At 61.7% G+C, this 23786-nt stretch carries 24 protein-coding genes; 13 read left to right on the top strand and 11 right to left on the bottom strand.

What is annotated here, in order from left to right; all coding sequences use genetic code 11:
• Nucleotides 1-9 precede the first annotated feature (9 nt).
• On the bottom strand, nucleotides 10-1638 hold the full coding sequence (locus FE240_RS05310) for a response regulator (protein ID WP_193003669.1): 1629 nt from the start codon (nucleotides 1636-1638) through the stop codon (nucleotides 10-12).
• A 310-nt stretch (nucleotides 1639-1948) separates the two neighbouring features.
• Here FE240_RS05310 and FE240_RS05315 point away from each other — a divergent pair, with 310 nt between their 5' ends.
• Complete coding sequence (locus FE240_RS05315) at nucleotides 1949-2434, top strand: molybdopterin-binding protein (RefSeq protein ID WP_193003670.1); 486 nt, start codon at nucleotides 1949-1951, stop codon at nucleotides 2432-2434.
• 3 nt (nucleotides 2435-2437) lie between these two features.
• On the top strand, nucleotides 2438-4627 hold the full coding sequence (locus FE240_RS05320; RefSeq protein ID WP_193003671.1) for a response regulator: 2190 nt from the start codon (nucleotides 2438-2440) through the stop codon (nucleotides 4625-4627).
• On the opposite strand, the gene FE240_RS05325 is transcribed toward FE240_RS05320, so the two are convergent.
• Complete coding sequence (locus tag FE240_RS05325) at nucleotides 4618-4917, bottom strand: winged helix-turn-helix domain-containing protein (RefSeq protein WP_193003672.1); 300 nt, start codon at nucleotides 4915-4917, stop codon at nucleotides 4618-4620. The two genes, FE240_RS05320 and FE240_RS05325, sit on opposite strands and share 10 nt — an antisense overlap.
• 3 nt (nucleotides 4918-4920) lie before the next feature.
• Nucleotides 4921-5442 (bottom strand): DUF1523 family protein, encoded by a 522-nt coding sequence (locus tag FE240_RS05330; protein WP_042048828.1) that lies wholly within the window; start codon nucleotides 5440-5442, stop codon nucleotides 4921-4923.
• 208 nt (nucleotides 5443-5650) lie between these two features.
• Between FE240_RS05330 and FE240_RS05335 the strand changes: the two genes are divergently transcribed.
• Nucleotides 5651-6283: a LysE family translocator gene (locus FE240_RS05335; protein WP_193003673.1), complete on the top strand. Its 633-nt coding sequence runs from the start codon at nucleotides 5651-5653 to the stop codon at nucleotides 6281-6283.
• Nucleotides 6284-6337: 54 nt separating this feature from the next.
• Here FE240_RS05335 and FE240_RS05340 read toward each other — a convergent pair whose 3' ends face one another.
• The 6 genes from FE240_RS05340 to FE240_RS05365 form a co-directional block, all read right to left on the bottom strand.
• Entirely contained in the window at nucleotides 6338-7441 is a 1104-nt protein-coding gene (locus FE240_RS05340; RefSeq protein ID WP_193003674.1) for a beta-N-acetylglucosaminidase domain-containing protein, read from the bottom strand.
• A gap of 11 nt (nucleotides 7442-7452) precedes the next feature.
• Complete coding sequence (locus tag FE240_RS05345; protein WP_193003675.1) at nucleotides 7453-9180, bottom strand: potassium/proton antiporter; 1728 nt, start codon at nucleotides 9178-9180, stop codon at nucleotides 7453-7455.
• Nucleotides 9181-9329: 149 nt separating this feature from the next.
• Entirely contained in the window at nucleotides 9330-9473 is a 144-nt protein-coding gene (locus FE240_RS05350) for a hypothetical protein (RefSeq protein WP_104452650.1), read from the bottom strand.
• Nucleotides 9470-10147, bottom strand: a complete 678-nt coding sequence (locus FE240_RS05355; protein WP_193003676.1) for a M15 family metallopeptidase — start codon at nucleotides 10145-10147, stop codon at nucleotides 9470-9472. The genes FE240_RS05350 and FE240_RS05355 overlap by 4 nt, the downstream gene beginning before the upstream one ends.
• Nucleotides 10144-11271 (bottom strand): succinyl-diaminopimelate desuccinylase, encoded by a 1128-nt coding sequence (gene dapE / locus FE240_RS05360; protein ID WP_193003677.1) that lies wholly within the window; start codon nucleotides 11269-11271, stop codon nucleotides 10144-10146. Before dapE ends, FE240_RS05355 begins: the two co-directional genes overlap by 4 nt.
• A gap of 10 nt (nucleotides 11272-11281) precedes the next feature.
• Nucleotides 11282-11632 (bottom strand): ArsC family reductase, encoded by a 351-nt coding sequence (locus tag FE240_RS05365; RefSeq protein WP_193003678.1) that lies wholly within the window; start codon nucleotides 11630-11632, stop codon nucleotides 11282-11284.
• A gap of 748 nt (nucleotides 11633-12380) precedes the next feature.
• On the opposite strand from FE240_RS05365, the gene ndk reads away from it, so the two are divergent.
• From ndk to FE240_RS05415, 10 genes are all read left to right on the top strand, one after another.
• Nucleotides 12381-12809: a nucleoside-diphosphate kinase gene (gene ndk / locus FE240_RS05370; protein WP_193003679.1), complete on the top strand. Its 429-nt coding sequence runs from the start codon at nucleotides 12381-12383 to the stop codon at nucleotides 12807-12809.
• 146 nt (nucleotides 12810-12955) lie between these two features.
• Nucleotides 12956-14059, top strand: coding sequence for a bifunctional tRNA (adenosine(37)-C2)-methyltransferase TrmG/ribosomal RNA large subunit methyltransferase RlmN (locus FE240_RS05375; RefSeq protein ID WP_042047002.1), 1104 nt, complete (start codon nucleotides 12956-12958; stop codon nucleotides 14057-14059).
• A gap of 27 nt (nucleotides 14060-14086) precedes the next feature.
• Entirely contained in the window at nucleotides 14087-14866 is a 780-nt protein-coding gene (gene pilW, locus FE240_RS05380; protein ID WP_042047003.1) for a type IV pilus biogenesis/stability protein PilW, read from the top strand.
• Nucleotides 14856-15767 (top strand): RodZ domain-containing protein, encoded by a 912-nt coding sequence (locus tag FE240_RS05385; RefSeq protein ID WP_193003680.1) that lies wholly within the window; start codon nucleotides 14856-14858, stop codon nucleotides 15765-15767. The genes pilW and FE240_RS05385 overlap by 11 nt, the downstream gene beginning before the upstream one ends.
• A gap of 3 nt (nucleotides 15768-15770) precedes the next feature.
• Entirely contained in the window at nucleotides 15771-16886 is a 1116-nt protein-coding gene (ispG, locus tag FE240_RS05390; protein ID WP_193003681.1) for a flavodoxin-dependent (E)-4-hydroxy-3-methylbut-2-enyl-diphosphate synthase, read from the top strand.
• A gap of 136 nt (nucleotides 16887-17022) precedes the next feature.
• On the top strand, nucleotides 17023-18300 hold the full coding sequence (hisS, locus tag FE240_RS05395) for a histidine--tRNA ligase (RefSeq protein ID WP_193003682.1): 1278 nt from the start codon (nucleotides 17023-17025) through the stop codon (nucleotides 18298-18300).
• Nucleotide 18301: 1 nt separating this feature from the next.
• Entirely contained in the window at nucleotides 18302-18949 is a 648-nt protein-coding gene (locus FE240_RS05400) for a YfgM family protein (RefSeq protein ID WP_193003683.1), read from the top strand.
• Complete coding sequence (bamB, locus tag FE240_RS05405; RefSeq protein ID WP_193003684.1) at nucleotides 18942-20126, top strand: outer membrane protein assembly factor BamB; 1185 nt, start codon at nucleotides 18942-18944, stop codon at nucleotides 20124-20126. The genes FE240_RS05400 and bamB overlap by 8 nt, the downstream gene beginning before the upstream one ends.
• 119 nt (nucleotides 20127-20245) lie before the next feature.
• The gene (gene der, locus FE240_RS05410) at nucleotides 20246-21748 is read left to right on the top strand and encodes a ribosome biogenesis GTPase Der (RefSeq protein ID WP_193003685.1); all 1503 of its coding nucleotides are present in this window, start codon (nucleotides 20246-20248) and stop codon (nucleotides 21746-21748) included.
• A 54-nt stretch (nucleotides 21749-21802) separates the two neighbouring features.
• Nucleotides 21803-22027, top strand: coding sequence for a zinc ribbon domain-containing protein (locus FE240_RS05415; RefSeq protein WP_193003686.1), 225 nt, complete (start codon nucleotides 21803-21805; stop codon nucleotides 22025-22027).
• Nucleotides 22028-22072: 45 nt separating this feature from the next.
• Here FE240_RS05415 and FE240_RS05420 read toward each other — a convergent pair whose 3' ends face one another.
• Nucleotides 22073-22216, bottom strand: coding sequence for a hypothetical protein (locus tag FE240_RS05420; protein WP_193003687.1), 144 nt, complete (start codon nucleotides 22214-22216; stop codon nucleotides 22073-22075).
• 113 nt (nucleotides 22217-22329) lie between these two features.
• The gene (gene mltF, locus FE240_RS05425) at nucleotides 22330-23784 is read right to left on the bottom strand and encodes a membrane-bound lytic murein transglycosylase MltF (protein ID WP_193003688.1); all 1455 of its coding nucleotides are present in this window, start codon (nucleotides 23782-23784) and stop codon (nucleotides 22330-22332) included.
• Nucleotides 23785-23786: the final 2 nt, after the last annotated feature.

Raw genomic sequence — 23786 nt, forward strand, 5'->3', positions numbered from 1 at the left:
TAGGCCCCCTTACTGGTATTGGGCGAACTCCTGGCACAGCTTGCGAAAGCGCTCCTGCTGGGCCGGGTTGAGCGGGATCCCTTCGAGCAGGCTCAAGGTGGTGCGGCACTCGTCGAGGTATTCGCTGTTTTTGCGCTCCTTGGCCAGCAGTTGCAGCAGCACCTGGATCTTGTTAAGGGCCGAGCCGGTATTGGCCGGGGTGCGGCGCAGCGCCTCGCGAAAGTGGCCCAGTGCCTGCTCCAGCTCGCCGGCCTGGTAGGCCTTGATGCCGAGCTCGTTGAGCTGCTGGTAGCGCTGGCGCCGCTCTTGCACCGTCTTGTCAGTGCGGGTGGCGCTGATGCAGGTGGTAAGCAGGTGGTCTTCATCCTCTGACAGCAGCGCCTGTAGGCTCTCGGCATACTCGAACTCACCGAGCTGATAGAGGCCGAGAACCGTCTCTCCGAGCAGGGCGGGGGGCATGCTCTCGGGCTTGTCGAGCCAGTTCTGGTTGGCGCGATAGAGCATCTTCTTGCCCTTGAGCAGCTCGCCACAGGCGATCTGGACTCGCGCCTGACACAACTGCTCGAAGGCCGGGTAGTTGAAATCGGCGCTGATCAGGCCGTCGCGCAGGCGTGAGAGGGCGCTGTTCACCTGCTTTTGCAAGTTAGCGATGTGATAGCTGTCGTTGCTGTTGAGGGCGTACAGCGTCAGGGTCTGGATATAGGCCCCCAGATAGTGGGGAGTGCGGTGAATCGAGTTGCGCGTCATGTCGATGAGGTTTAGCAGCACATCCTTGGCGCAGGCATAGTCGCCGCGTTGTAGGCTCACCTCGGCCAGTTGGCGTGACAGCAGAACCGACTGGGGCGAGAGAGAGACCGCCTGCTTGAGCTGGGCCTGCGCCTCCTCGGTCTTGCCCTGGGATAGGTAACTCTCAGCCAGGGCGCGATAGGCATCGACCATCAAGGGGGTGAGGCGCAGACAGGCGTGCAGGTGGCTCACCGCCTCCTCGTGCAGTCCCAACAGGTGGCATGCCTTGCCGAGCGCAAGGCGTGCCCAACTGTTGTCCTGGGCGGCGAGCAGTTGACGCAGCAGGCGGCGTGCCTCCTGGGGCTCGCCGCGCCGCATCAGGGTGTCGGCTTGCAGGCAGCGGCAGAAGTTGCTGTAGCGCGGGTACTCTTGCGCCGCGCGCTCGCAGGCGGCCAATAGGGCCGTGTCATCTTGGCGCGAGAGCGCCTCGAACAGGGGTTGCAGCGCCCGGCGGCGCGTCACGGCACGCTTGAGCCGTTGCTTGAACTGCTCCTGGGAGAAGGGCTTCATCAGGTATTCATCGGGCTCGGCCTCGATGGCGCTCAGCACCATGGCCCGGCTGGCGTCACCACTGACGATCATCACCACGGCCCGTGGCGGGATGAGGCGCCGCTCGCGCAGGCTCTCAAGCAGTTGGCGACCGTTCTCACCGGCGCCGAGATCGTAGTCGATGAGGTAGATATCGAAGCTCTCTTTCTGACACAGGCGGCGCGCCTCTTCGGCGGAATAGGCGTAAGAGATGCGGTTGATCCCCACATTGAGCAGCATGGCCTTCATCATGATGTGGAACGAACGCTGTTCGTCCACCAACAGCAGGCGCAGGACGGGGTCGGTAGAGGAGACGGTGGACATGATGCTCGCGACGAGAGAGACCTGTTTTGAGTGTGCCAGCAAAGCGGCAGACCGGCAAATGAGCGCCGTGTTGGCGTCTGCTCGGTCGCCCGCTCGATGCAGAAGGGGTGAGTATCTACATGGGGAAACGACACTCGAGTGGGTCGGGGGCGCTGAGCGTGTCTTGTCCCTGTTGTTGGTGCGGCGCTATGGTGAGACGCTGTTTTGTTAGGCAGTTGCAAACAAAGTGTTGTTTCGGTTTGCACCGGGCTGCCAAGGTGTGCAATATGCAACGCCAAGAGGGCGCAGATCGTTGTAAGGAGGTCACAGGATGCGCATCGTGTGGTTTTGTCTCTGCTGCTGGAGCGCGTTGGCTTGGGGATTACCGGCGCCACGCGGTGAGGTGGTGCTGACGATGGAAGGAGCGCTGCACGCACGCAACCATGGCGCGTTGGCCGAACTGGATCTGCCCATGCTGATGGCGTTGCCACAACACGAAATCCGTACCCGCACCCCTTGGTATGACGACGCCCACGTCTTTCGCGGCCCTCGCCTTGGCGATCTGCTGGCGCTGGTCAAGGCGCAGGGAACGCAGTTGGTGGTGCATGCCCTCAATGACTACTCGGTCACCATTCCCATTGAGGCCCTCATCACTCAGGGCGCCATCTTGGCGCATAGCAAGGATGGCCATCGCCTGACAGTTCGCGAGAAGGGGCCCTTCTTTGTCGTCTTCCCGTTCGATCAAAACCCGGCGCTCCAGACCAAGCTCTATTACGGCTGGTCAGCGTGGCAGATCGACCGGATCAGGGTGGAATAACCCATGCTGACCTGGGTCATGAGCCCCAGCCGGCGCTTTCTGGTCATCATAGTGCTGGTGTTGGTGAGCGCCCTGCTTGGGATAGGCTCGGTACAGTATCGCCAGTTCATCGATCTGCAAGCCAACGCCAATCAGGGCGACGACAGCATCATGTGGAACTACTCCCAGCTCTACAACGAGGCGCTGCGTTTTCAAAACAGCCTGCTGCTGTGGCATCCGGGGGCTTCCGAGCGGCTGCAACTGCGCTATGACATCTTCGCCAGCCGGGTCGATCTCGCCTTTACCGGGCGCGATCGCCGTCTGCTCAGCGATGCGCCCCTGTTTGGCGAGGTGGTCAATGTGGTGCGCGGTTATGTGGCGATGGCCGATGTCTGGCTCGGCCCCCAGCCGCAGGCCCCACTCGATGCCGAGGCGATCAAGACCATGCAAAGCGCCCTGCCGAGCGTGCTCGACCGGTTGCAGCCCCTGATGCTGGAGGTCAATCGCCGCACCGCTCAGTTCGACATGGCGCGGCGCGAGGCGGTGCGTCGCCAGATCATCACCACCACCCTTATCGCCTCGCTGCAATTTGCCTTGGTGATGCTGTTTGCCATCCTGGCATGGCGTCAGCAGCGCCGCACCGGTGAACAACATGAAGAGCTGCGTCAGCTCAACGAGAGCCTGATCGCGGCCAACCACGCCGCCGAGGCGGGCAATCGGGCGAAAAGCAGCTTCCTGGCCAACATGAGCCATGAGATCCGCACCCCCATGAACGGGGTGCTCGGCATGCTCTCACTGCTCGATGACGAACCGCTCGGTGAGCGCCAGCGCCGCTACCTAGCGACGGCCCGCGAGTCGGCCGAGCACCTGCTCGGGCTGCTCAACGACATCCTCGACGTCTCCAAGCTAGAGGAGGGGAAGATCCGTCTCGACCTGGCCCCCTGCCACCTTCCCAGCCTGGTGCACGATCTGTTCGAGTTACTGCGCCCGAGCGGCGAGAAAAAGGCGCTGCGGCTCGATTATGTCATCGCGTCGGACACGCCGGCTTGGATCCAGGCCGACAGCCTGCGGCTGCGCCAGATCCTGCTCAACCTGCTCTCCAATGCCATCAAGTTCACCCCGCAGGGGAGCGTGCAGCTCACGGTGTCGAGCGAGCCGCTGGAGGCGGCGCGGGCGCGTATCGTCATTGCGGTGCGCGATACTGGCATCGGCATCGGCGCCGAGCAGATAGGGATGCTGTTCCAGCGCTTCGCCCAGGCTGATATCTCCATCACCCGTGAATATGGCGGCTCGGGGCTGGGGCTTGAGATCTCTCGCAGTCTCGCCCACCTGATGGGCGGCGAGATCCAGGTCGAGAGCGAACCGGGGCAGGGCAGTTGCTTTACCCTGAGCTGGCCGGTGGCCGTGGCGCAGCCGGTGGTGAGTGAGCCGCAACTGGAAGTGGAGCACGCGGCACTGCAACTGCTGGTGGTCGATGACAATGCCACCAACCGCAAGGTGATGGCGGCTATGCTGCGCAGTGCCGGCCATCAGGTTGAGGAGGCGAGGCAGGGAGAAGAGGCATTGGCGCTGCTGGAGCAGCAGCCGTTCGATCTGGTGCTGATGGATGCCCAGATGCCGGTGCTGGACGGGGTGGCGGCGACCACCCGGATCCGTCAGGCCGCCGCGCCGTGGGCCGATGTTCCCATCATAGCGGTGACGGCGGATGCCCTCGGGCAGGCGGACGAGCGCTATCGCGCCGCTGGCATGGACGGTTATCTGGCCAAGCCGGTCGACAAGCGGCGGCTGTTGCAGGAGGTGGCTCGGGTGGTGGCCCTGCGCCATGGCCAGCAGCGGCGGGTGCTGGTGGTGGATGATAACGGCGTGAATCGCACCGTGGCGGCGCTGATGCTCGAGCGGATGGGATGGAAGGCCGATCTGGCCTGCTCGGGGGAGGAGGCGCTGCTGGCATGCCAGTCACGCCACTATCAGTTGGTGCTGATGGATGTGCACATGTCCGGTATGGATGGCATCTCGGCCGCTCGTCAGTTGGTGGCCGGCCCGGGGCGCCCCGACTGCATGCTGGCGCTCACCGCCGACATGACCCCAGGGCTGGATGAGCGCTGCGTTGCGGCAGGGATGCAGGGGCTGCTGCACAAGCCCATCTCCCGCCAGATGCTGGCCGACGCCCTGCAACGCTATTGTGGCTGCGAGGCGTGCCGGGATCAGCGGTAGCCCAGCTCCCTGGCCAGACGCTCGGCCTCGTCGGCCACCCACTGGGCATTGATGGGGCCCCAGCTACGGATGACGTAGCGCCCCTGATTGTTGCGCCCTCCTTCGGCCTGCTCGAAGAGACACTCGATATCGAGTTCGGCCAAGGCGTTTAGGGTATCTTGGGCGGTGCGTCGCGGCATACCGGTCGCCTCCATCAGGGCGGGCACACTGTCGGTGCCCTGGCTGATGAGGTGCGCCACATAGAGGCGGCGAAAGAAGCTGGTGCGGGTCTTACTGATGGGCTCGCTCATGGCTCACTCCGCCTTGGCGAACGCGCGCCACAGCCACAAGGCCGCACGCCCCATCACCAGCGCCCAGACGCCGAACCAAAACCAGCGAAAGAAGCTCCAGGTCGAGGTATCTTCGGCGGCATCTTGTACTTTGGTGACGTTGGGGAACATGGAGAGCATGTTGATGCGCCAGCCGTAGGAGGTGATGAGCGCCTGGCGCTTGTCGAACTCCATCGATTTGGCCTTGGCCTGCACGTCGGCGGCATTGAACTTGAAGTAGAAGGGCCAGCCCCAGCCGGTATCCTCATTGCGGAACACCCGCACCTTCTCGCCCGACTTCTCGGTGTAGATGTAGTAGACGTCCGTGGTGGGGCCGTCCGCCGGGTTGTTCTTGCTGATGGGGCCATCTTTGTCGGTGCGCTTGACCTCGACCCCTGTGATGGTGGTGATCTGTTTCTCCGGCAGGTAGAAATCGAGCCAGAGGGCAGAAGCCAGCGCGATGGCGCCGAGCAGGATAAAGGCGGGTTTCTCGAATTTGGCGTTCATGGGGGTCTTCTTTGGCACACGAGGTGACCATACCTTATCCAAAATTGACGCGCCAGCCCATACCCGAGCTTGATGAGAGTGTGAAAAAAACCGTTTAAAACAGCCCGCTACGACAGGAAAAAGTCATCTTTTCCTCCCCCTTTCCGGCTTGCTGCCGACTCGGTTAGCAGGGCATTATCTCTCTCTGACCCGTTAAAAGGAGTATTACGTGTCCGCTTATATCGATCCCGCCATCCTGGCCCTGTTTATTCCCACCTTTTTCTTTGTCTCGGTCACGCCCGGCATGTGCATGACCCTCTCCATGACGCTGGGGATGAGCATCGGTGTGCGCCGCACCTTGCACATGATGTGGGGGGAGCTGATCGGCGTCGGTCTGGTTTCGGTGCTCTCGGTGGTCGGGGTGGCGGCCGTGATGCTCAACTATCCCGGCCTGTTCAGCCTGTTTAAGTATGTGGGGGGGGCCTACCTCATCTGGCTCGGCATCCAGATGTGGCGCTCGCGCGGCAAGATGGCCATCAGCGAGGTGGGGGAGGGCGCAACCCAAAGCGGTGCGCTGACCCTGGCCATGCAGGGGTTTGTCACCGCCATTGCCAATCCTAAGGGGTGGGCCTTCATGATCTCGCTGCTGCCCCCCTTCATCAGCACCAGCCGTCCGATGGGGCCGCAGATCGCCGCCCTGGTCGGCCTCATTCTGATCATCGAGTTCAGCTGTCTGGTGCTCTACGCCAGCGGCGGACGCACCCTGCGCCACTTCCTCGCCAAAAGTGGCAACGTGCGGCTGATGAACCGCATTGCCGGCTCGCTGATGATGGGGGTCGGTGTCTGGCTGGCGCTGGGGTGAACAGGAAGAAAAAAAGCGGGGCCAGCAGGCCCCGCTCTCACGTGAGGGGATGGCTCAGTCGGTGAGGCAGTCTGGATCGAAGGCGTAATCCCCTGCCAGCCAGCCGAGGATCTCGTCGGCGCAGGGCTGGCCGCGGAAGGGGCGGTAGCGGCGGGAGAGATAATCCTGCTGCTGGGCGGTGAGCTGGGCCAGCCCCACCTCCTGCATCAGCGGCAGATCTTCTTCGATGCACGGGCCAAGTTGGGGGCCACAGGCGGCCTGTACCGAGGCGTGAAAGGCCTGCTCCGGGTTATAGCGATCGCCGAGGCGATAGCTCAGCGGCAGCGAGGCCAGTGGAATGGTCGACAGGGCTGCCTGCTTCATCGGGTTGACCGCGTGACCGCTTAGCTCTTGGGCCAGACGGGCGGGACGTTCACGAAACGCATCCAGATGGAGGAAGTGGCTCGACTTGCTGCCATCGTTGACCGGGTAGTTGTCCCACAAAAACGGCTTGCGCCGGAGCCAGTCGCTGACCTGGGCCAGATGATCGCTCGGGTAGCGCTTGGAGAGCACCTTGGGGCCGGTCCAGAAGATGGCAAAACGCGGGTCGAGCTGCTGGCCTAGCTCGGTCAGGTAACCGGCCGGCATGGGGCCGAACACCTTCTCGAGAATGGGGTCGGTCGAGTAGTAACTGGGGCAGAACAGCAGTCGCGGCGCCTGGCTCCACGCGGCGATGTCGTGGGCGATGGTGAGCTGGCGGGCGGCCAGATCCGGGGTGTCCCCCTTCATGTCATCAAACAGCACCGCCAGCAGATCGGGGGCGAGTTCGGCGTCGATAAGGCGTATCTTGGCTTCGAGCGCGGCCCGCTTGCCGGCATAGTCGTGATGGGCGCCCATCGGGCTCAGGCCCACCCCGAAGGCAAGCCCGTTGGCCCGGCATTCGGCGGCCAGCAGCTTGAGCGCCTGCAAGGTGGCCTCTGGCCATGGTTCGGCCCAGTGCTTGCGCAGGCAGCCATCTTCCTTGGGGGCGTAAAGGTAAAAGCCATAGCCATGGCGGGGTAGCCACTGGGCGTAGCGGCGGCGCTCCGCAAAGCTCCATCCCTTGCCGAAAAATCCCTCTATGAGCCCGAGGGCCGGATCAGGGGTGAGCCCCCCCGCAAGCAGTGTGCCGTAGGGCATATGGCCTCCGTTTACTCTTCTTCAAGTTCACCCAGCAGGCGGACACCCACCCGGCGTACCTCATGCTCTTCCATGTCGGCCACGGTCCAGCGGATCCCCTGCCAGTCGAGTTGGTCACCGACCACCAGCTTATCGCCAAGCTCCTGGCTCAGGTAGTCCCCCAGGCTCTGATCGTCCACCCCATCCAGCGTCAGGCCGTAGATGGGGGCGAGCGCGGACAGACGCACCGCACCATCGAGTTGGAAGTCACCAAAGAAGCGCTGCGGTGACTGCTCTTCCGGCGCCTGGCTGAACAGTTCACCAAGGGCCGGCAGATCGACCTCGTGGGCGATCACACAGAGGATGTCGCCCGCTTCCAACACGGTACTGCCCGAGGGGTGTTGTAGGGTTTCATCACGAAACAGGGCGCTGATGCGAGTGCCTTTCGGCATGTGCAGATCGCGCAGGGGCGAGCCGATGCACCACTTGTCTGCGCCAAGCTGATAGATGAACAGCTCCCACTCGCTCTCGGGGTGGATCTCCACCGCTGAGCGGGAGATGGGGGTCGGGGTGGGGGGCACCACCACCCGCGCCAGCCGCGAGGCGATCGGCAGCGAGCTGCCTTGCAGCAGCAGCGAGACCAGCACCACGAAGAAGGCGACATTGAAAAAGAGCTGGGCATTGGGCAGCCCGGCCATCATGGGGAAGACCGCCAAGATGATCGGTACGGCGCCACGCAGCCCGACCCAGGAGATGAACCAGCGCTCGCGAGCCGAGAAGTTCTTAAACGGCAGCAGGCTGAGCCACACCGCCAGCGGGCGGGCGAACAGGATCATCCAGCCGGCCAGCAGCAGGGCGGGCACGGCGATGGGCAGCAGATTGCTCGGGGTGACCAGCAGGCCCAGCACCACGAACATGCAGATCTGGCTGAGCCAGGTCAGCCCGTCGAGCACAGACAGGGTGGTGCTGCGACTGCGCACCACCTGGTTGCCAAGTAGCAATCCTGCGAGGTAAACGGCCAAGATGCCGCTGCCACCCATGGCGGTGGTGACCGAGAAGATGAGCAGGCCACCGCTTACCGTGAGCAGGGGATAGAGGCCGGGGGCCAGCTCGGCCCGGTTGTTGACCTTCCAGATGAGCCAGCCGCCGGTAAAGCCGAAAGCGGTGCCGATACCGAACTGCTTGATGAGGCTCCAGACAAACAGCCAGCCATCGGCCTGTTGGCCGGTGGCGAGCATCTCGATCAGGGTGACGGTGAGAAACACCGCCATGGGGTCGTTGCTGCCCGACTCTATCTCTAGGGTGGCGCCGACCCGCTGGTTCAGGCTGCGTCCGCCGAGCAGGGAGAAGACGGCGGCCGCATCGGTAGAGCCGACGATGGCCCCGATCAGCATCCCCTGCATCAGGTCGATGTCAAACAGCCAGGCCGCCACCAGGCCGGTCAGACCTGTGGTCAGCAGCACCCCAAGGGTGGCCAGCGAGAGCGCAGGGCCGAGGGCAACCCGGAACGAGGAGACCTTGGTGCGCATGCCACCATCGAGCAGGATGATGGCGAGCGCCAGGTTACCGATCAGATAGGCGATGGAGTAATCGGCAAAGTGAATGCCGCCAGGGCCATTCTCGCCGGCCAACATGCCGACGCCGAGAAAGATGACCAGGATAGGAATGCCAAGACGGGAGGAGAGGGAACTTAATAAGACGCTGGAGCCGACCAACAGTGCGACGACGAGAAAAAAGTGGTTGACGGTAACGGCATCCAATTCGTGCTTCCTCCTTCCAATTTATTACAAAACAGGCATTCCTGAGCCATTTTAAGACCATAAGGGGAGAAAGTCGCTCTTTAATTCACGTTAGTAGTGCTTTTTTCGATATGAAAAGTGTAAAAAAAGGGGAGCTGTGCTCCCCTGTCTCAATCGTCGTCGTCCTTGACCTCGCGGATCTTGTCCTTGTATTTGGGAAGTTGCTTCTCAAGCTGCTTCATGTCTTTGATTGCATTAAGAAACAACCCAAGAAGGAACAGCAGGGGGAGGCCTATCCACAACCACAGACTCATAACCGCTCCTCGGGTAGCGAGATGCTACAGTAACGCTCCAACAGCGGGTTAAGCTGTGCCAGGAGCAGGGACTTGCCTTCAATGTCGCTCATTTCCAGTGCCTTAGCCAGTGCGACAGGATCGGTCTGCTGCTGCCGTGACTGGGGGCCAAAGCTCAGGTGCCATGGCTCGTAGGCCACCCCCTCCCGTTCACCCCGGTAAGGCAGGAAGAAGCCAAAATCGGCCATGTTCTCGTGCAGCCACTGGCCGAGACCAGCAAACCAGCCGCCCGGTTCGTACTCCCATGCCTCTAGTTGCAGTCGGGTTCCCTGTGGCAGGCAGTCCGGATCGTAGATATCGAGGTCGGTGCCCCAATGGTGGCGGCTGGTGCCGGGCAGGGCGCTCCAGCGCAGGATGGCCGCTATCTTCTGCTCATCGCTCAGGGTCATGGCATCGAGCGGTTCCCCCTCTGCCCCCAGCAGTGGGCGCTCACCACGCCATTTGCCGTTCCAGATGGCAAGTTGGCGCTCGAAGCTGCGCCAGCTTGATGCTGGTTGCAGGTTGTGGCCGGCGGCACTCGCTGCCTGCTGCATGGCGGTAAAGGCGGCGGCGGCTTCCGGGGTCAGGCGGTGGGGGCCCGCCCCAAGCAGGATCAGATGGCTATCATCGAGGCCGACCAGTTGCGCCGGGGTCATGCCAGCAGGCGCTCCAGCACGCCCTGATACATGTCGGTCAGCAGATCGAGATCGCTGGCCTTCACGCACTCATTGATCTTGTGGATGGTGGCATTCACCGGGCCAAGCTCGATCACCTGGGCCCCGGTCGGGGCGATGAAGCGGCCGTCTGAGGTGCCGCCAGTGGTGAGCAGTTGCGGGCGCTGGCCGTTGACCTCGGCAATCGCGGCCACGGTGGCATCGAGCAGGGCCCCTGTGCCGGTGAGGAAGGGTTCACCGGAGAGGGTCCAAGTCAGTTCGTAGTCGAGACCGTGGCGGTCAAGGAGGGTCTTAACGCGCTGTTTCAGCCCTTCCGACGTGGATTCGGTGCTAAAGCGGAAATTGAACTGTACCTGCAACTCGCCAGGAATGACGTTGGAGGCCCCGGTGCCGCCGTTGATGTTGGCGATCTGGAAGCTGGTGGGGGGGAAGAAGTCATTGCCTCTGTCCCACTCGGTTGCGGCCAGCTCGGCCAGGGCCGGCGTGGCGCGGTGGATCGGGTTATCGGCCAGATGCGGGTAGGCCACGTGTCCCTGCACCCCCTTGATCAGCAGATCGCCAGTGAGCGAGCCGCGCCGGCCGTTTTTCACCACGTCCCCCACCAAGGCGGTGGAGGAGGGCTCACCGACGATACACCAGGTGATCTTCTCGCCGCGCGCCTCCAACGTATCGACTACCCGCACCGTGCCGTTGATGAAAGGCCCCTCTTCATCCGAGGTGATGAGAAAGGCAATCGACCCTTGGTGATCCGGGTGCGCGGCCACGAAACGCTCGACGGCCACCACCATGGCCGCAAGCGATCCCTTCATGTCGGCGGCGCCGCGCCCATAGAGCATGCCCGCTTCGATGGTCGGCTCGAACGGCGGAGTGCGCCACTGCTCGAGCGGGCCGGCGGGCACCACGTCGGTGTGACCGGCGAAACAGAACAGGGGGCCGGTACTGCCGCGGCGGGCCCACAGATTGGTGGTGTCTTCGAACACCATGGGTTCGAGGGTGAAGCCAAGAGCGGCGAGGCGCTCACCCATCAGGGTCTGGCACCCCTCGTCGAGCGGGGTAACGGAGGGGCGGCGGATCAGCTCCTTGGCCAAGTCGATGACATCAGACATCGGGTCGTCCTTAACGGTGAAACAGGGATTGATAGTGATCGGCCTTGAAGCCGAGGTGGTAATGGCCATCAAGCTCAAGCAGCGGGCGTTTGATCATGGCCGGCTGGGCCAGCATCAGCGCCTTGGCCCGCTCTTTGTCGAGATCTTGCTTTTGTGCATCGGGCAGGGCACGAAAAGTGGTGCCGCGGGTATTGAGCAGGGCCTCCCAACCGAGGGCGTCGAGCCAGCGCTCCAGTTGCTCGGCGTCCAGCCCATCGCTGCGCACATCGTGGAAGCGGTAGGCGATACCGGCCTCTTCCAGCCACTTGCGGGCCTTCTTGATGGTGTCGCAGTTCTTGATCCCGTACATCACGGCTTGCATGTTGCGTACTCCTTAACACGGCGGGCAGGCGCCCGATTCTGTCATCCGGGGCGGGGTCAGGCAACCGTCAACACACGTGCCATCCCGAGCTTCTTCGCGTTATCGCCCCTAAAGCGGGGGCGTGGGCAAACCAGCGTGACTATTGATACGCCAGGGAAGCGAGGGCGACATTGCCCATCGCTTTTTTCTGTGGGGGATAGAGCGCGCGGCTTATGGCGGGCTGGTTCAGCGCTAGATGGGGCAATGCAGCACTTCTTCTTACTGGGCTTGCCATATCGCCAGCCAGTTGAAGATGACGTGAAATTCGTCTTATGCATCATGGAATGCTAATAAATCATTTCCTGAAATGCGTGTTCCACTTTAGTCTGTTTCTTCGTCGAATGTCAGCATGAGTCCGTGTCTGCCCCGCAATAGACCCATGGACACGTGCTGCGCGCCGACAGCCTGAACACTGACTCCGGGAGACTGGAGCCTTGCTTGCTTTTTACCCCGCCGATGGCGGGGTTTTTTCGGCCTGTTTTTTGACCGTTCCCCCTTCGTTTTCACGCTCTTTTGACATCGATGATGCACTCATGGGTATTTTCTGATACGAACATGAAGGTGACCCGCGTCACCATGTTGTGTCTATGGTGAACATGTTTAACAAAAAGTTGTTTTTTTGTGTTTTTTTCGGCTTTTGTTTTCGTATAATCGCGCCCGCAAACGGATTACAACAAAAACCTCTGTCGTTTTAAGGAAAGAGAACACCATGGCTATCGAACGTACCTTCTCCATCATCAAGCCGGATGCCGTCAGCAAGAATCTGATCGGTGCTATCTACAACCGTTTTGAGACCGCCGGCCTGCGTATCGTGGCTGCCAAGATGCTGCACATGACCCGCGAACAGGCCATGGGGTTCTATGCCGAACATGAGGGCAAGCCCTTCTACGAAGGCCTGGTCAAGTTCATGACCTCAGGCCCTGTCATGGTGCAGGTGCTGGAGGGCGAAGATGCCATCCGTCGCAACCGCGAGATCATGGGCGTGACCAACCCGAAGGAGGCGCTGGCGGGTACCCTGCGCGCCTGTTACGCCGACAGCATCGACCGCAATGCGGTGCACGGCTCCGACGCTCCGGCCTCTGCGGCGCGTGAAATTGCCTACTTCTTCACCGATAGTGAGATCTGCCCGCGCGCGTGAGCGAGCCCGGAATGCATCAGGGGGAGCCTTGGCTCCCCCTGTTTTTTTGCTGATCTCCCTTTGTTCTGCGGGTGGAAAGGCGCCACCTTTATTTGTACAATGCTGCGCCCTTTTTCTTGGGGTCTTTCTATTTGTCTGAGGTTCTGATGAGCGAAATGAAAACCAACCTGCTGGATCTGGATCGCGATGCCCTGCGCGCCTTCTTCGTCGAATTGGGCGAGAAGCCGTTTCGTGCCGATCAGGTGATGAAGTGGATCTATCACTTCGGTTGTGATGATTTCGATCAGATGACCAACGTCAATAAGGTGCTGCGCGAGCGCCTCAAGGCGATCGCCGAGATCCGCGCCCCCGAGATCAGCCGCGAGCAGCGCTCCGCTGATGGCACCATCAAGTGGGCACTGCAAGTGGGAGATCAGGAGGTCGAGACCGTCTACATACCGGAAGAGGATCGCGCCACCCTGTGCGTCTCCTCCCAGGTGGGTTGTGCCCTCGAGTGCAAGTTCTGCTCCACCGCCCAGCAGGGGTTCAACCGCAACCTGCGGGTCTCCGAGATCATCGGCCAGGTGTGGCGTGCCGCCAAGGTTGTGGGGGGTAAGCGCCCCATCACCAACGTGGTGATGATGGGCATGGGCGAGCCGCTGCTCAACCTTGCCAATGTGGTCCCGGCCATGAAACTGATGCTCGATGACTACGGTTTTGGCCTCTCCAAGCGCCGGGTGACCATCTCGACTTCCGGTGTGGTGCCGGGTCTGGATATGCTGGGTGATCAGATCGATGTGGCGCTGGCTATCTCGCTGCACGCCCCCAATGACAAGCTGCGCTCCGAGATCATGCCGATCAACGACAAGTACAATATCGAGACCTTCCTCGCCGCCGTGCGCCGCTACCTGGAGAAATCCAATGCCAATCAGGGGCGGGTCACGGTGGAGTATGTGCTGCTCGATCATATCAATGACGACATGCAGCACGCCCACGAGCTGGCCGAAGCGCTCAAGGACACCCCGAGCAAGATCAACCTGATCCCCTTCAACCCCTTCCCGGGCAACCCCTATGGCAAGCCGAGCAACAGCCGGATCGATCGCTTCTCCAAGGTGTTGATGGAGTACGGTTTCACCGTGATCGTGCGCAAGACCCGTGGCGATGATATCGATGCCGCCTGTGGCCAGTTGGTCGGGGATGTGATCGATCGCACCAAGCGCACCATGAAAAAGCGGATGCAAGGTGAGGGGATTTCCGTCAAAATGGTCTAATCTTCAAGCCCTTGCGATGGTTGGATAATGGATAATCGAACCTTGCTCATGTGGGCGGTGTTGCTGACGCTGCCCGCTTGTGTGACCGAGACCACCTATACCGGTCAGGGAAATACACGCCACGATGTGGTGGGGCCGGATCTGCAAGCTGCCGCCAAGACTCGCCTTGATCTTGGCATTCAATATTTGCGCAAGGGCAACACCGAACAGGCCAAGGTCAATCTCGATCGCGCACTGAAATATGCCCCTGACAGCCCAGAGGTGCATCTGGGCTATGCCTACTTCTATCAGACGGTGCAGGACTATGCCGCCGCCGAACGCAGTTACCAGAAGGTACTGACTCTCTCTCCCCAAGATGCTGACGCCATGAACAACTATGGCGCTTTTCTCTGTGGCCGGGCCCGTTACGACGAGGCGGATGCCATGTTTAACCGCGCCGTAACCCAGCCAGGCTACGCCAAAATTGCCGATACCTATGAAAATGCGGCTATTTGCGCGACACGAAGCGGCAAAAACGACAAGGCGAGTGAGTACTATCGTCTGGCATTGGGGTATAATCCGCGCAAACCGAGTCTATTACTGGACTTGGCCGAGAGCGCCTTCACACACGGCAAGCTGGATGAAGCCCAGTCTTACCTTAACCGTTATGGTGAGGTGGCCGTGGAGAATCCTGACAGCCTGTGGCTGCGTCTGCGTCTCGCCCAGGCCCTCGACCGCCCCGCCCAGTTGCACCAGTATGGATCGCAGCTGGCGGAACATTTTCCTGATTCGCAACAAGCCAAGCGTTATTTAGCCAATGACTACTGAACAGCAATTTGATTCCCAAGACTCCTCCCCGGTAGTTGGTCCCGGCCAGTTGCTGCGCTCGGCCCGCGAAGCCATGGGCTGGAGCCGTGAGCAGGTCGCATCCCGCCTTCATCTTCGCCTTACCTTGATTGCGGCCATCGAGTCTGACACGTACGACAAGCATGCCTCGCCCACCTTCATCCGCGGTTATCTGCGCACCTATGCCAAGTTGGTGGGGATCGAGGAGAGCACCATTCTTGAGGCCTACAAGACGTTGGGGATAGAGCCCGAACCCAGCATCAATATGCAAAGCTTCTCCAAGCGTACCCGCCGTGAGGCCAGCGACAGCCGCCTGAAGATCGTCAGTTGGCTGGTGATCCTGGTGCTGGCTGGGTTACTGGTGGCTTGGTGGTGGCAGGCATCCAATCGCCGCGCTGCCGGGCAAGAGCAACTGGCCGCCAGCGAGATCACCACGCCGGCCAGCGAGAGTGCTCCCACCGAGCCAAGCGAGCTGGTTAACCCGCAGGCGCCGGTACTGGAGCCTGCCGTTTCCGACGCGGGCATCACCGTGAGCGGTGCCGTCAGCGCGGCGCAGGCGCCCGTCGATACCTCCGCCGAGGCGGTCTCGGCAGCCCAGCCGACCGAGGTGAGTGCTGCAACCGAAACCGAGGACGCTGCCGCGCCCCAGCTCAAGCTGAGTTTCACTGCCGACTGCTGGCTCGAGATCAAGGATGCCGATGGCAAGATTGTCTTCAGCGGCCTTAAGAAGGCCAATGACGAACTGGATCTGGAAGGGAAGGAGCCCCTCAAGATGCTGGTCGGAGCCCCCATGGCGATCCGCATCCAGTACAAGGGCCAGGAGATCGACATGAGCCGTTACAACAACGGCCGCACTGCCCGCATAACCCTGCCGCAGGAGTAATCCATGTCTTCCCACGCTTCTCCCATCATCCGTCGCAAGTCCAGACAGATCATGGTGGGTCATGTCCCTGTCGGGGGTGATGCCCCCATCACGGTGCAGACCATGACCAATACCCGTACCACGGACGTGGCCGCGACCGTCGAGCAGATCCGCCGTATCGAGCGAGTTGGTGCCGATATCGTGCGCGTGTCGGTGCCGACGATGGAGGCGGCCGAAGCGTTTCGCCTCATCAAGGAGCAGACGCGCATCCCGGTGGTGGCCGATATCCATTTTGACTATCGCATCGCCCTCAAGGTGGCCGAGTACGGCGCCGACTGCCTGCGCATCAACCCGGGTAACATCGGCAATGAGCAGCGCGTGCGGGCCGTGGTCGATTGTGCCCGCGATCTCAACATCCCGATCCGCATCGGGGTCAACGGCGGCTCGCTCGAGCGCGACATCCAGGAAAAATACGGGGAGCCGACTCCCGAGGCGCTGGTGGAGTCTGCCCTGCGTCATGTGGATTACCTCGACAAGCTCGACTTCCAGAACTTCAAGGTGAGCGTCAAGGCCTCCGACGTGTTTCTCGCCGTCGGCGCCTATCGCCTGCTGGCCCAGCAGATCGAACAGCCGCTGCATCTGGGGATCACCGAAGCGGGCGGTTTTCGCGCCGGTGCGGTGAAGTCCTCTATCGGCCTTGGCATGCTGCTGGCCGACGGTATCGGCGACACCCTGCGCATCTCACTGGCGGCCGATCCGGTGGAAGAGGTCAAGGTTGGCTTTGACATCCTCAAGTCCCTGCGTATCCGCTCGCGCGGCATCAACTTCATCGCCTGTCCCTCTTGTTCGCGTCAGGAGTTCGACGTCATCGGCACGGTCAACGAGCTCGAGCAGCGTCTTGAGGACATCATCACCCCGCTGGATGTCTCCATCATCGGCTGTGTGGTGAATGGCCCAGGTGAGGCCCTGGTTTCGGATCTGGGGCTGGCTGGCGCGGCGAACAAGAGCGCCTTCTATGAAGGCGGTCAGCGGGTGGACCGGCTCGACAACAAGGATCTGGTGCCCACCCTTGAGCGCCGCATCCGGGCGCGCGCCGCCATGTTGGATCCGGACAACCAGATCCAGGTGGACGAACGCTGATTTACGTGACGGGCCACCTCGGTGGCCCGCACCGTTTCGAGCGGCCGCGTCTCTCACCGCCGTGCGGCGGTTTTACCTCGGGGGGGAAACTCCCTATAATGCGGCCAATTTTCACGTCTTTTTCTTGAGTAGCAACGTGGCAAAACAGATCCAAGCGATTCGCGGAATGAATGATTGCCTGCCGGAGCAGAGCCCGGCGTGGCAGAAGGTGGAAGAGATCCTGCGTCAGGTGATGGCCGGTTACGGCTATAGCGAGATGCGGATGCCGATCGTCGAGCAGACTCCCCTGTTCAAGCGCGCCATCGGCGAGGTGACCGATGTGGTCGAGAAGGAGATGTACACCTTCAATGACCGCAACGATGAGAGCCTGACCCTGCGTCCGGAAGGCACCGCCGGCTGCGTGCGCGCCTGCATCGAGCATGGCCTGATTTATAACCAGGAACGGCGGGTGTGGTATATCGGCCCCATGTTCCGTTACGAGCGTCCGCAGAAGGGGCGCTATCGTCAGTTTCACCAATTTGGGGTCGAAGTGTTCGGCCTCAACGGCCCGGACGTCGATGCCGAGTTGATCCTGCTGACCCATCGCCTGTGGCGCCTGTTTGGCATTGCCGATCACGTCACCTTGCAGCTCAACACCTTGGGGCAGAGCGATGAGCGCGCCGCCTATCGCAATGCGCTGGTGGCGTTCCTCGAGCAGCACCAGGAGCAGTTGGACGAAGACAGCCGTCGTCGCATGTACACCAATCCGCTGCGGGTGCTCGACTCCAAGGATGAGCGGGTGCAGGCCCTGTTGGCCGATGCTCCGCGTCTGATGGATTACCTCGGTGAAGAGAGCCGTGCTCACTTTGCCGGGCTCAAGCGCCTGCTCGACGCCGCCGGCATTCAGTACGAGGTTAACGAGCGCTTGGTGCGCGGCCTTGACTACTACAACCTGACCGTGTTCGAGTGGGTCACCACCAGTCTGGGCGCCCAGGGAACTGTCTGCGGCGGTGGCCGCTACGACGGTCTGGTGGAGCAGCTCGGTGGTCAAGCGATCCCCGCGGTGGGCTTTGCCATGGGGATGGAGCGTCTGCTGCTGCTGCTCGAGACCCTTGAACTCAACCAGGATCTGCGCCCTGCGGTCGACATCTACCTTGCGATGGTGGGTGAAGGGACCGAGGTGGCCGGTTTCATGCTGGCCGAGCGGCTGCGCGATGCTTTGCCGACCCTGCGCCTGATGAGCCACTGTGGTGGCGGCAACTTCAAGAAACAGCTCAAGCGTGCCGACAAGAGCGGTGCATCGATTGCCCTGATCCTCGGCGAGAGCGAGGTTCAAAATGGCGAAGTAACCATAAAGTATCTGCGTGGCCAGGCCGAGCAGGTCACCGTCAAGGTGGACGAGGCTATTGCCCTGCTGGCGGACAAAGGAGAGTAGCGTGGAAATCTATACCAACGAAGAACAACAGGTTGAGGCCATCAAGGGGTGGTGGAAAGAGAACGGCACCTCGGTGATAGCCGGTACCGTGATCGGCCTGGCCGGTCTGTTCGGCTGGCGCTGGTACAACGATCACCAGCAGACCAACATGCAGCTTGCCTCCTCCGAGTTCAGCCGCGTGACCGAAGCCATGACCAAAGAGGGTGACAAGGCGTTCGCTCAGGTCGAGGGGTTCATCAACGATAACAAGGGCGCTTACGCCGATCTCGCCTCCCTCGAGCTGGCCTCTGCCGCCGTCAAGGCGGGCAAGCTGGACGTGGCCGCGGCTCAATTGACCCGCGTGGCCGACCAAGGGGATGCCAGCGTGCAGGCCATTGCCGCCGTGCGTCTGGCCCGGGTGCTGGCTGAGCAGGGCAAGGCCGATGACGCCTTGGCCCGCCTGGCCAAGATCCAGGATGCCGCCTTCAAGGCCCAGGTGGCCGAGGTGCGTGGGGATATCCTGCTGGCACAGAACAAGCCGGAAGAGGCACGCAGCGCCTATCAAGCTGCGGCTGATGCGGGCGGCCTGCAAAGCAGCGCCGAACTGCGCCTGAAGATGGATGATCTGGCCCTGCCGGCCGTGGCTGTGGACGAGAAACCGGATGCGTAATCTGTTTAAGAAGGTGTTGCTGGGGTCGGCTGTGGCCCTGGCTCTGCAAGGTTGCTCCCTGTTCGGCGGTGACGAGGATCTCACCCCCATGGCGCCGCTGCCCAAGGTTGACTCCGCCTTTGAAGGCAAGAGCCTCTGGCGTAGCTCGGTGGGGGATGGCATCGGTGATTTCTACTCCCAACTACGCCCCGTCATCAACGGTGATCGCATCTATGCCGCTTCCCGCGACGGGGATGTCACCGCGCTCGAGCGTGACGACGGCAAAGAGGTGTGGAGCACCGATCTCGCCGATCTCGACATCAACGCCGACAAGCGCAGTCCGCGCCTGTCCGGCGGACTGGTGCAAGCCTACGGCAAGCTGTTCCTCGGCTCCGAGAACGGGGTGGTGTACGCCCTCTCGGCCGACGATGGCAAGGTGCTGTGGCATGTCAATGTGCCGGGTGAAGTGGTCTCCAGCCCTGCCGTCGAGGATGGCCGGGTGGTGGTGCTGACCACGTCTGGCCGCCTGATGGCCCTCGATTCCGAGGATGGCAAGCTGTTGTGGACCCTGGCCGAGGAGCAGCCGCCCCTGACCCTGCGCAGCGTCGCTACCCCGGTCATCACCAATGGCGCCGTACTTTACGGCCGTGCCGATGGCAAGGTGGGCATCGCCCTGCTGAGCAATGGCCAGCCGGTGCGTCAATCCAAGGTGGCCGACCCGCGCGGTGCCACCGAGCTGGATCGCATGGTGGACGTGGATGCAACGCCGCTGGTGGCGGGCGATGAGCTCTATGCTATCGCCTACAACGGCCAGCTGATGGCGCGCAAGCTGCTCTCTGGCGACGAGGTATGGAAGCGCAAGTATTCCGCCTACCGCGACATGGCGGTCAGCAGCAATGAGATCTTCATCACCGACAGCCGCAGCCACCTGTTTGCGGTGGATCGTCGCAACGGTCTGGAGCTGTGGTCCAATACCCAGCTTGAGAACCGCAGTGTGACGGCGCCGGTGGTGTTTGGCGATTATGTGGTGGTGGGTGATGTAGAAGGGTATCTCTACTGGCTGGATCGCTTCGATGGCACCATCAAGGCGATGCAGGAGCTCGACAGCAGCGGCCTCTATGCGGCACCGCTGGTCGATGGTGGTACCCTTTACATCCAGAGCCGCGGTGGCAAGTTGTACGCCCTTCAGCGTCCTTGACCACGTTGAAGTGAAGTTTGACGGCTCCTGGTCTTCGGACCCGGAGCCTTTGTCGTCTTATCGATGCCCCCCATTGCAGCAGGGCGCGGCATCCATGACACCCGATTGATGAGGCTTTTATGACTCCTGTTGTTGCCCTGGTGGGGCGCCCTAATGTGGGCAAGTCCACCCTGTTCAACCGCCTGACCCGCACGCGTGACGCGCTGGTGGCCGACTTTCCCGGCCTGACCCGGGATCGCAAGTACGGCCAGGCCAAGCTGGGCGAGCTGGAATTCATCGTGGTCGATACCGGCGGTATCGATGGCACCGAAGAGGGGATCGAGCTGAAGATGGCCGAGCAGTCCCTGCTGGCCATCGAAGAGGCGGACGTGGTGCTGTTCATGGTCGACGCCCGCGCCGGCCTGACCGCGGCCGACATCGCCATCGGTGAACACCTGCGCAAGTGCGACAAGAAGGTGTTCCTGGTCGCCAACAAGACCGACGGCATCGACGGAGACTCGGCCAGTGCCGAGTTCTATGCCCTGGCATTGGGCGATGTCTATCAGATCGCCGCTGCCCACGGCCGTGGGGTGCTGAGCCTGCTTGAGCTGGCCCTGGCCCCGCACCTGGAAGATCTGGTCGGTGAGCAAGGCGATGCCGATGAGGGCGAGGACGAAGAGGAGTTCGACGAAGAGGCGCTGGCCCGCATGCTGGCCACTGGCGAATTCGAGACCGGTGAAGAGGAGGAGAAGCAGAATCGCTACGCGGATCTGCCGATCAAGTTTGCCATCGTCGGTCGTCCCAACGTCGGTAAGTCGACCCTGACCAACCGCATGCTGGGTGAAGATCGGGTCATCGTCTATGACATGCCCGGCACCACCCGCGACTCGGTCTATATCCCGATGGAGCGCGATGACAAGAAATACGTGGTGATCGATACCGCTGGGGTGCGCCGTCGTGGCAAGGTGCACGAGACGGTGGAGAAGTTCTCGGTCATCAAGACCCTCAAGGCCATCGAGGATGCTAACGTCTGCCTGCTGGTGATCGACGCTCGCGAGACCATCACCGATCAGGATCTCAGCATCCTTGGCTTCGTGCTTAACGCCGGTCGCTCCGTGGTGCTGGTGGTCAACAAGTGGGATGGCCTGGATCAGAAGGTGAAAGATGACGTGAAGAGCGAGCTCGATCGTCGCCTCGGTTTCATCGATTTTGCCCGGGTGCACTTCATCTCGGCCCTGCACGGCAGCGGTGTCGGCCACCTGTTCGAGTCTATCGACGAGGCCTATGAGTCGGCCACCCGTCGTACCAGTACCGCCCTGCTGACCCGTATCATGCAGATGGCTCAGCAGGATCACCAGCCGCCCATGGTGCGCGGCCGCCGGGTCAAGCTCAAATACGCCCATGCCGGTGGTTACAACCCGCCGCGCATCATAGTGCACGGCAACCAGCTCAACGATCTGCCCGACTCTTACAAGCGCTATCTCATCAACTACTTCCGCAAGTCGCTGAAGGTGATGGGTACGCCGATCCGGGTCGAGTTCCAGGAAGGGGCTAACCCGTTCGAGAACAAGAAAAATGCGTTGACCCTGAGCCAAGAGCGCCAGCGCAAGCGCCTGATGAAGCTCAAGGGCGGCAAGAAGTAAGAACGACGGTCGCGCAGGCGGCCGTTTTTCATTGCCTATATAAGGAGGAGAATCATGAGTTCAGTCAATTGCCCCGGTTGTGGCGAGCCACTGGATACCCGTAGCCGCAACGTGACCTGTGGCCACTGTCAGGGACGTTTTCGCATCACGGCGCTCTGCCCCGATTGCGCTGAGCCGCTCGAGCGACTCAAAGCGTGCGGTGCGGTGGATTACTTCTGCAACCACTGTAACAGCCTGATCTCCAAATCCAGGGTGGCCTTTTCGGCGAGCCCAGAATGACACAAACCCGGCCATGAGCCGGGTTTCTCTTCTTGGGGATTGTTGTTATGCCGCCTGGGCGATGAGCATGAAGTCGGATCGCTGTCTGCGATGACGCTTGCGCTTCTGCTCGATGAGCTGCAGTCGGCGCCGCGGGTTGCGGCTTGGTTTGCTCTTGCGCACCAGGCTTGGACGTCTGCGTCTGAGCATCGTTACCTCCTTGGCGTCAGGGAGGGGGCCACCGACGGTGGCCCCGTTCCTTGCTTCGATACTAACAGAGGCGGATCGTGCTGAACAGGCGTCCGATTGTTCTGAAATTGGGGTCAGCTGGCGATGGCAGCTAGGATGGGCGTGCCCATCGGGGTCGAGGAGGGGGCGTCGGTGGCCAGGCTCTCTGATTGCTCCATCTGACGCTCACGCTGACGGATCTTCTGCTGCTCATTGTCGAGCCACAGCAGGCTCTGGTAGTACTGGCGCACGTTGTTGACGTAGTTGCGTGCCTCACCACCACGGGCGTAACCGTAGCGCACCTTGCTGTGCCAGCGGGACTCCTGCAATAGCGGCAGAACCTCCTTCACATCGCTCCAGCTATCCGGGCTCTTGCCTTGCAGCTTGGCTAGGCGGCGCGCATCCATCATGTGGCCATAGCCGATGTTGTAGGCGGTCAGCGCAAACCAGAAACGCTCATCCTCGGGCACGGAATCCGGCACCTGTTCAAGCAGTTGTAGCAGGTAACGGGCGCCCCCCTGAATGCTCTCTTCGGGGTGGGTGCGATCTTTCACCCCCATCGCCTTGGCGGTGTTTTCGGTCAGCATCATCATGCCGCGCACCCCGGTATAGGAGCGGGCATTCGGATCCCAGTGGGACTCCTGATAGCTGAGCGCGGCGAGCAGACGCCAGTCGAGGCTGCCGGCATGGGTCTGGAACAGCTTCTGATATTTGGGCAGAAGCGTCTTGGCGCGTTGCAGGAAGGCTCGGGTATCGACGAAGTCGAAGTTTTGTACGTGGCCGAAATATTTTTCGTCGAGCTGGGCTATGGTGCCGTCGAGGAAACGCTGGCCGAAGAAGTCGATGACGCTGGCATAGAGGCTGTCATCTGGCAGTTGGGCCATGGCCCATCCGATCGGGTAATTGCTGCCCAGGGTTAGCCCCTCGGCGAGATCCGGGTAGTAGCGCTGGATCCGTGCCAGCACGGTATCGTGCACCACGGTGTAACCTATCTTACCCTCGGCCACTTGGCGCAGCAGCTCCTCGCTGTCGGCATCCTTACTGACGCTCCAGGTCAGGGCGGGATGGCGGTGCTTGAGCTCGCGCAGCTGCTCTTCGCTGGCCGAGCCGGCCGCGATCACCAGCTCACCTTGCAGATCGTCGAAGTCTTTCGGTTTGCGGGCCCCCTGGCGATAGACCAGCTTGGGGGATACCTGATAGTAGGCAGGGCCGAAACGCATACGGGTACGCCGCTCCGACGTGATAGCCAGGGCGCCTGCGGCCATATCCAGTGAGCCGTCTGTGAGTCCATTCTCGAGTGCCTGTGTGGATTCCTGGGGCAGCATGACCAGCTTGACCCCGAGCCAGTCCGCATACTCCTGCGCCAGCTCGTAGTCATAACCCAGATTGCTGTCGTCGCGCTGGTAGAAGGAAGTGGGGCCATAGATGGTGCCGACCCGCAGCTCCCCCCGTGCACGGATCTGCTCAAGCTGACTGGTGGGTTGGCTGCTATTACAGCCGGCCAGCAGCAGGGAGATCGACAGGGTGAACCATTTGGCTAGTTGTCTCAATC

Source organism: Aeromonas simiae, from assembly GCF_014892695.1.
Classification (GTDB): domain Bacteria; phylum Pseudomonadota; class Gammaproteobacteria; order Enterobacterales; family Aeromonadaceae; genus Aeromonas; species Aeromonas simiae.

Coding starts and splice junctions, on each gene's coding strand:
- FE240_RS05310 (WP_193003669.1), bottom strand. CDS start 1,638: ATGTCCACCGTCTCCTCTACCGACCCCGTCCTGCGCCTGCTGTTGGTG.
- FE240_RS05365 (WP_193003678.1), bottom strand. CDS start 11,632: ATGCAAGCCGTGATGTACGGGATCAAGAACTGCGACACCATCAAGAAG.
- FE240_RS05385 (WP_193003680.1), top strand. CDS start 14,856: ATGACTACTGAACAGCAATTTGATTCCCAAGACTCCTCCCCGGTAGTT.
- bamB (WP_193003684.1), top strand. CDS start 18,942: ATGCGTAATCTGTTTAAGAAGGTGTTGCTGGGGTCGGCTGTGGCCCTG.
- FE240_RS05350 (WP_104452650.1), bottom strand. CDS start 9,473: ATGAGTCTGTGGTTGTGGATAGGCCTCCCCCTGCTGTTCCTTCTTGGG.
- pilW (WP_042047003.1), top strand. CDS start 14,087: ATGGATAATCGAACCTTGCTCATGTGGGCGGTGTTGCTGACGCTGCCC.
- FE240_RS05355 (WP_193003676.1), bottom strand. CDS start 10,147: ATGACCCCGGCGCAACTGGTCGGCCTCGATGATAGCCATCTGATCCTG.
- FE240_RS05320 (WP_193003671.1), top strand. CDS start 2,438: ATGCTGACCTGGGTCATGAGCCCCAGCCGGCGCTTTCTGGTCATCATA.
- ndk (WP_193003679.1), top strand. CDS start 12,381: ATGGCTATCGAACGTACCTTCTCCATCATCAAGCCGGATGCCGTCAGC.
- dapE (WP_193003677.1), bottom strand. CDS start 11,271: ATGTCTGATGTCATCGACTTGGCCAAGGAGCTGATCCGCCGCCCCTCC.
- FE240_RS05340 (WP_193003674.1), bottom strand. CDS start 7,441: ATGCCCTACGGCACACTGCTTGCGGGGGGGCTCACCCCTGATCCGGCC.
- ispG (WP_193003681.1), top strand. CDS start 15,771: ATGTCTTCCCACGCTTCTCCCATCATCCGTCGCAAGTCCAGACAGATC.
- FE240_RS05330 (WP_042048828.1), bottom strand. CDS start 5,442: ATGAACGCCAAATTCGAGAAACCCGCCTTTATCCTGCTCGGCGCCATC.
- FE240_RS05420 (WP_193003687.1), bottom strand. CDS start 22,216: ATGCTCAGACGCAGACGTCCAAGCCTGGTGCGCAAGAGCAAACCAAGC.
- FE240_RS05415 (WP_193003686.1), top strand. CDS start 21,803: ATGAGTTCAGTCAATTGCCCCGGTTGTGGCGAGCCACTGGATACCCGT.
- FE240_RS05325 (WP_193003672.1), bottom strand. CDS start 4,917: ATGAGCGAGCCCATCAGTAAGACCCGCACCAGCTTCTTTCGCCGCCTC.
- der (WP_193003685.1), top strand. CDS start 20,246: ATGACTCCTGTTGTTGCCCTGGTGGGGCGCCCTAATGTGGGCAAGTCC.
- FE240_RS05315 (WP_193003670.1), top strand. CDS start 1,949: ATGCGCATCGTGTGGTTTTGTCTCTGCTGCTGGAGCGCGTTGGCTTGG.
- FE240_RS05375 (WP_042047002.1), top strand. CDS start 12,956: ATGAGCGAAATGAAAACCAACCTGCTGGATCTGGATCGCGATGCCCTG.